Annotated in this window: 6 protein-coding genes; 1 reads left to right on the top strand and 5 read right to left on the bottom strand. The window is 59.3% G+C overall.

Annotated elements, in window-relative coordinates:
• The 5 genes from C0Z18_RS33650 to C0Z18_RS25255 form a co-directional block, all read right to left on the bottom strand.
• A partial coding sequence (locus tag C0Z18_RS33650) for a hypothetical protein (RefSeq protein WP_233217484.1) occupies window positions 1-197 on the bottom strand: 197 nt, incomplete at its 3' end.
• Between the two features lie 298 nt (window positions 198-495).
• Window positions 496-963, bottom strand: coding sequence for a GNAT family N-acetyltransferase (locus tag C0Z18_RS25270; RefSeq protein WP_102648184.1), 468 nt, complete (start codon window positions 961-963; stop codon window positions 496-498).
• 24 nt (window positions 964-987) lie between these two features.
• Complete coding sequence (locus tag C0Z18_RS25265; protein WP_233217483.1) at window positions 988-2,775, bottom strand: type III effector HrpK domain-containing protein; 1,788 nt, start codon at window positions 2,773-2,775, stop codon at window positions 988-990.
• A 354-nt stretch (window positions 2,776-3,129) separates the two neighbouring features.
• Window positions 3,130-3,609: a MaoC family dehydratase gene (locus tag C0Z18_RS25260; RefSeq protein WP_102648183.1), complete on the bottom strand. Its 480-nt coding sequence runs from the start codon at window positions 3,607-3,609 to the stop codon at window positions 3,130-3,132.
• Window positions 3,610-3,715: 106 nt separating this feature from the next.
• The gene (locus C0Z18_RS25255) at window positions 3,716-4,879 is read right to left on the bottom strand and encodes a carboxymuconolactone decarboxylase family protein (RefSeq protein ID WP_102648182.1); all 1,164 of its coding nucleotides are present in this window, start codon (window positions 4,877-4,879) and stop codon (window positions 3,716-3,718) included.
• Window positions 4,880-5,297: 418 nt separating this feature from the next.
• Between C0Z18_RS25255 and C0Z18_RS25250 the strand changes: the two genes are divergently transcribed.
• Window positions 5,298-6,056 (top strand): SDR family NAD(P)-dependent oxidoreductase, encoded by a 759-nt coding sequence (locus tag C0Z18_RS25250; RefSeq protein ID WP_102648204.1) that lies wholly within the window; start codon window positions 5,298-5,300, stop codon window positions 6,054-6,056.
• Window positions 6,057-6,106 lie beyond the last annotated feature (50 nt).

The following is a 6,106-nucleotide window of genomic DNA, read 5'->3' as shown; positions in this document are numbered from 1 at the left end:
CCAGCCGAACCGCTTCCAGCTTGAATTCGAGCGTGTAGCGCGCCCGCGTTGTCTTGCTCATCTTCTTGACTCTCCTTGCTTGAGTTTAAACGCTCAGCAAGGGATTCGTTTTTCGGGGGCAAGCTCAGTTTACCGCGACATGCACTCGCTGCCTCCATGAATTGATCGCATCTCAATCCAAGCGCTAGTGTCAGCATGTGAATCTGCAACTCGTGCGAGAAAGGCCCGTTATAAGTGGTGCAAAGGCACGCCGAAGCCTACGCGGATAGAAGACCAGTAAGGGCCTCGGGGGATCGACCGATCAGACTTCAACGCATGGAAGCGGAAATACTGGAAGGATCGCGCCTCTTGAACCGCCCCGGATTTTGTGGAGGCTCCAACTCTTGAGAGAATGGATTGCTTCCGAACACCGGCGCTATTTCGTGAAGAAGTATGCGATCAAGCTCCTCGAAGGAATAGCCAGCATATTCGCACCTCCTACGCCCCAACGCGCCCTCAAGCCGCGATTCCGCTGCGCTCGAACTCCCTTGCAAGCGCCGCAGAGTAACGCCGGCCCAGGAACCGGCACTCGCGCTTCAACATGCCGTACACAATGAAATCGGTTCGATCGCCGGCGCCTTCCCGCATGACGCCCTCACGCGCAAATCCGAGATTCTCGTCGAGCACCTGAGCGCCGACATTGTCTGTCCGCACGAGCCCGGTTACCCGATGGCAGCCGAGCACCTGAAATGGATACATGAATGCGGCGCACACGAAGGCCGGTGTAATCAGATGGCGCGACCCATTGAGTGCAAAATGCATCAGCACGTTGGGTCCGTTGTGCCCTTGGTAGACGACCCCCGCGACGATCTCGCCGTCTTTCTCAAGTCCGATCGTCGAGCAGTCGTCGTACCGGCTTTCCCCCGTCATGCGAGCGACAAAGGCCATCACCTCTTCGCTCCGGTCGAATACAACGCGACGCATCGCTTCACCTCGCTTCGGTAGGCGTCATTTCGGGAGCGGAATGCCGAACTGCTGCAGCGTCGGGTTGACGTTGGACGCGAATTCGTTCTGATGGTGTTTCTTTTGCACGGCCTGAACGATGGCCATCACGATACCCGCGATACCGGCAATGCCGGCGCCAACCGCCAATATCGGCGTTGCTGCTGCGAGGCCGCCGGCCACCGCGCCCAGTACGCCATCGGCAGCGGCTGCGCCACCCTCCGCGCCCGCGACAGCACCTTCCGCACCGGCTGCCGCACCTTCGGCCGCGCCGTCGGCTCCGCCCACGGCGCCTTCCGCCGCGCCCGCAGCTTCCGCGGCCGCGCTGTCGCCGCCAATGCCCATGAAGCCTTTGCCCTTGGCGAGATCGCTGAGCGATTGCGTCACGGTCTTGGCATCCTTGAGGCCATCGTGAACCTGATCGACGATATCTTTGGCGGACGTTTGAGATTGGCTGCCTGCGGCGCCGGTCTCGCTGTCACCGTCGCCGCCCCCGGCACCGGACAAGCCGCCTGCCGCCGCGAAGGCGCCGCCAAGGTTTTGCATGGCGGGAGGCACCGTTTTCTGTAGATATGCCTGGGTTGCCGGATCGCTTGCGAGCGTTTGAATGTCTTTTTGCAGGGCGGCCACGGTGGCCTTTACGTCGCGCAGACCATCCGACCCGCCCGCCTGAACGTTCACGAGGGTCTTCATCAACGTCACCATCACCGCCGCCTTTTGCTCAGGCGTGTAGTTCTGCGGATTGGCAAAGATGTCCTGGTTCAGCTTGCTGGTGTCGGTGTTCGCCGTAATGTTCTGCAGGCTCGCATCCTCGAGGAAGCTCTGGTCGCTCGCTTCGTTCGTCGGCGCTTCTTTCGAAATGAAGTCCGTGAGATTGTTATCGTCGAATTTCCCGTCGGCTTTCGTCGTGGCCTTGTCGTCGCCGGCACGGTCGAGGGCGTCGAATGCGCCGCTCGTCGACCACGCCTGCGCCGCGCTCTTCAACGCCGAGCTGAAGCCCTGGTTCTTTTCCAAATCGGCGACTTGCTGCTTCGTGGTAAGTCCGCCGCCATTCTTGCCGCCGTTGTAGCCGTTGTTCTTGCCGTTCGAGACATGGCCGGCCGATTCGCCCGCTATCGGGTTGTAGGCCTGTAGCAGCGCGGCGGATCGCACGGTGTTGAGCGAGCCCGGGTCCGCGCCCGGGTGCTTCTTCATGTAGTCCTTGACGTTGTTGTCGGCCTGCGTCAGGTTCTTCTCGACTGATTGAAGCAGGCCTTTGAGCTTCTTCGTATCGACGCTGCCGTCGGAATTGAGCGCACCCGCGTTGCTCATTGCGCTCTTGAGCGAAGGGTTGTCGTTGACGAATTGCATTGCCGCCTGCTTTTGCGCTTGCGTGGGCGGTTGGCCGTTCGCATTCGGTTGCCCCGAGAGAATCTGCATCGCCGCGAGCGGTCGCTCGAGCGAGATTCCTTGGTCGTTCGCGGCAAGGTCCGACCATTTGCCGAGATCGGAGCCATCCGCCTGCGAAGCGTAGCTGTCGAGCTCGGGGTATGAGTCGCTGCTCGTATTGGTGCTGGTACCGGCGGCGCCCGCACCGTTCATCCCGGCGGCCGAGCCGGTGCCGGTCGGCGTCGTGCCTGCGCCGCCGGTGTCGGGCTGATGCATCTGCTTGTGCATCAGTTCGCCAAGCAGCGTTTGGAGCTCCGTTATCAGATCGGTTTCCGTGCCGCCTTGAGACCCTTGCTGGCCTGCGTCCTGCAAGCGCGAGAATGTACCGGCGGGCAGTCTGAGGGTTGACGTGATCGACGAGCTCATGGAAATCAGATTCCAGGAAAGGGTACTCGCCTGCGCCCAAGCAACGGCGTCGCAGCGCGCAGCGTTGACGCGCGTGTGCGAGGCGGCGTATCCGATTGTTGGTGTCCTCGTTGGGCGCCGCGCTACGAGCGAGGCGTCCCTATCGAGTAGTTGAGGGCATTGTGCGGACTGCAGGCGTTCGATCCGATGCGCGAGCCGAATCGTTGTCGCGTTTTGCGAAGCAAGCGGGGGCAGGTTTAGCCTCGGACTCTAGCTGTCCTTCGGGCTGAAACCGGGGGTAGGTCAGTGGGCCGGACGGCATAGGAATCTATCCGTCCTCGAACGGCGGCCTGCGCAGCCCGGTTTTCGCGTTTCCTATGCTTGACTCCCCACTGCATGCACGGCCGTGATGCACAGTTTCTCCCGATCGGAAACAGACGTCGTGAGTACCACGGCATCGCCCTGCACCACGATACGGCCTTCGACATCACATGTCGTCTCGAGCACCGCCCGCTTACGGCTCGCCTGTATTTCCTTGACCGTAACGGTGGCGCAGACCGTCTCTCCGATCCTTACCGGCTGGCGGAAGCTCAAGTTTTGCGACAGATAGATCGATCCCGGACCAGGCAGACGCGCGGCGATCGCGGCTGAAATGACGGATGCCGAGAGCATGCCGTGCGCGATGCGCCCGCCGAACCGTGTGCGCTTCGCGTATTCTTCGTCGAGGTGGACGGGGTTCCGGTCGCCGGATGCCCCGGCAAACAGAAAGACGTCCCGCTCCGTCAGTGTCTTCATGAACTGCGCACTCATGCCAACCACCAGGTCTTCAATATCGTATCCACCGGCATCGTTCATTTTTAGTCCCTTCGTGTGTGACTAGCTTCGGTTATCACGCGCAGCCGTACTAGGTCCATTTGGGAAAAGCAGCCAATCGCTGTGCTCGAGCAACCTCTCAGCGCGCTCAGGCGAACCGACGATCTGCCGCCTCAATCCGTGTCGTGCTCTCGAACACCTGGTTCGCCACAACGAGGCCATACCGGACGGCCAGCGCGCCCGCGAGAGGGAGTGTTCTCAAAATGGCATCGGTGATGTCCTGCTTCGACGCGCCAAGCAACAGCGCTTCCTTCACGTGTTCAACCATGACACCCGCGTCGGCGTTTCGCGCAAGGCATGTCAAGCACGCGATATCCGACAACCGCTGGGCCAAGGCTCGCTCGCCCGAAGGCAGCCCATTTCCGTTCAACCCCGTGTCTTCAAGATACTGGCCGATAGCAGGCGACAAACTCGCAACGCCCTTCGGTACAGCGAATCCGGAAAGCGCGCCCACGGGTAGCGAATGGAGTGTCGGCGTCGCAACCGGTGCCTGCGATGACACGATCTCCGGTACGTCGCGATTTTCGGATTCCTCGAAAACTTCCAATGCCATCCCAGCAATGGGAAGAATGAGCGGCCAACCGATGTATCCCGTCAGTTGGATTAACACCTCCGTCAGCTCGCTGCGCCGCCACCCCAGCTTCAGACAGGCCTTCAGATGCAGCCGCACCGCTGCCGGTTGATTTCCATGTGCGATCGCGATCGCCAAGGTGGCAAGCTCCCGATCCTTCAGCGTCAGCGTCGGTCTGTCCCGCGCAATCCGATACATCGTATGTGTGAACATTTCCTGAATTTCCCGCGGAAACATATCGAAAATTTCACACGAATTTTGAAGCGTGGGCACGACATCCGAGTTCAAAACTTCAACATCATTCGTCGAGCCGATTTCATTTCGCTCGACCTCGATTCCTCGCTCACAAAAAACCGTTGAGACGATACGCATGGCGGCAATTGCCGCAGTAACGCCTGAATAGACAAGCGTTTGCAATATCGTTTCCAACAGTTCATCCGGAGTCCAACCGGTATTCAACATGCCGGCGGCATGGTATTTGAGTGCCGAATCGGCCTTGCCCATCGTAGCCAAGACCGCAACAGTCAGGAGTTCGCGATGCTTCAACGCGAGATTGGGCCGGGCAAGCAATCCGGCGTACCCGCCTTCGACGAGCAAGCGCTTGAAGTCCGGATCGAGGCGATCCAACGCCGAGCTCAGGCTGTTGAAGCCTTCGTCCCCAACCGCTCGGACAACAGTCATTCCAATCTCGTACAGCGAACTTTCGTGTTCTCGCATGTCTGGTAATGAGCCTGATGTCGGTTTAACAGAGATTTCTTTAAAATAAAAATAGCGTCGACGCACTAATATAAAGCGATCAAATCAATGTTTTTCATACGCGACTCTGCGACTTTAGTCTAATCGACCGATTCAAAAGTTGATTCTGAACAATTGTGAACTCAAAGCGCATTTCCGAGAGCCATCCCATTAGAATAAATTCACACCGCTTTCCAAGTATTCGCTCTGAATTTCGGGTTACCCCGGTCGAATTTTCCGACGCGCCCGGCAACACCGGTAGAGGCTTCAACACACACAGTCTGAACTGATCGATGTGGGCATCCCGCATCGGGAAACGGCGGGCCATTGGCGCCACGACAGCAGTGTCACTCTGGAGAGCACCTTGTCGAAACTTCGGGAAAACGTAGCCCTCGTGACGGGCGGAAGTTCTGGTATCGGTCGCACCACCGCTTTGCTCTTTGCAAGAGAGGGCGCGAAGGTCGCAATCGCATCGCGCAGGCAGGAGGAAGGCCAAAGCGTGGTCAACGAAATTCGGAACGCCGGCGGGGACGCCATCTTCATCAAGACCGACGTCTCGAAGGCGGACGACTGCGCGAACGCCGTATCGCAGACCGTAGATGCGTTCGGCAAGCTCGACATCGCGTTCAACAACGCCGGCGTGGAGTCGTTCGGAAAACCGGTGGCAGAGACCGATGAATCGACGTGGGATTCCGTGTTGAGCATCAATCTGAAAGGGATATTTCTCTCGATGAAATACGAGATCCCGGAGATGCTCAAGGCCGGCGGCGGATCGATCGTCAACATGTCGTCGACATACGGCATCGTCGCGTCCGCTTTCGGCGGTTGCAGCTATCACGCGTCTAAAGCAGGAATCATCGGCCTCACGAAAGCGGCCGCACTCGAGTACGCCAAACACGGCATCAGAGTGAACGCAATCTGCCCGGCTTTCGTCGCTACCGCGATGGTCCAGAAGTTTCTCGAAGAAACGGGCATGACCGATCAGATCAAGGCGTTTCACCCGGTCGGCCGGCTAGGAACGGAAAGCGAGATTGCGCAATCCGTGGTGTTTCTGGCCAGCAATGCTTCCTCGTTCATGACGGGCACCGCACTGTCCGTGGACGGCGGGATGGCCGCCAATTAGACGCTCCCGTACGCGGCGGCGCGAGGCTGCCCGACGAACGTGTGTACCGA

Source organism: Trinickia dabaoshanensis, from assembly GCF_002879885.1.
In the GTDB taxonomy this organism is placed as follows: Bacteria; Pseudomonadota; Gammaproteobacteria; order Burkholderiales; family Burkholderiaceae; genus Trinickia; species Trinickia dabaoshanensis.
The sequence above is the reverse complement of the archived record's forward strand: the minus strand, read 5'-3'. Positions and strand labels throughout refer to the sequence as shown.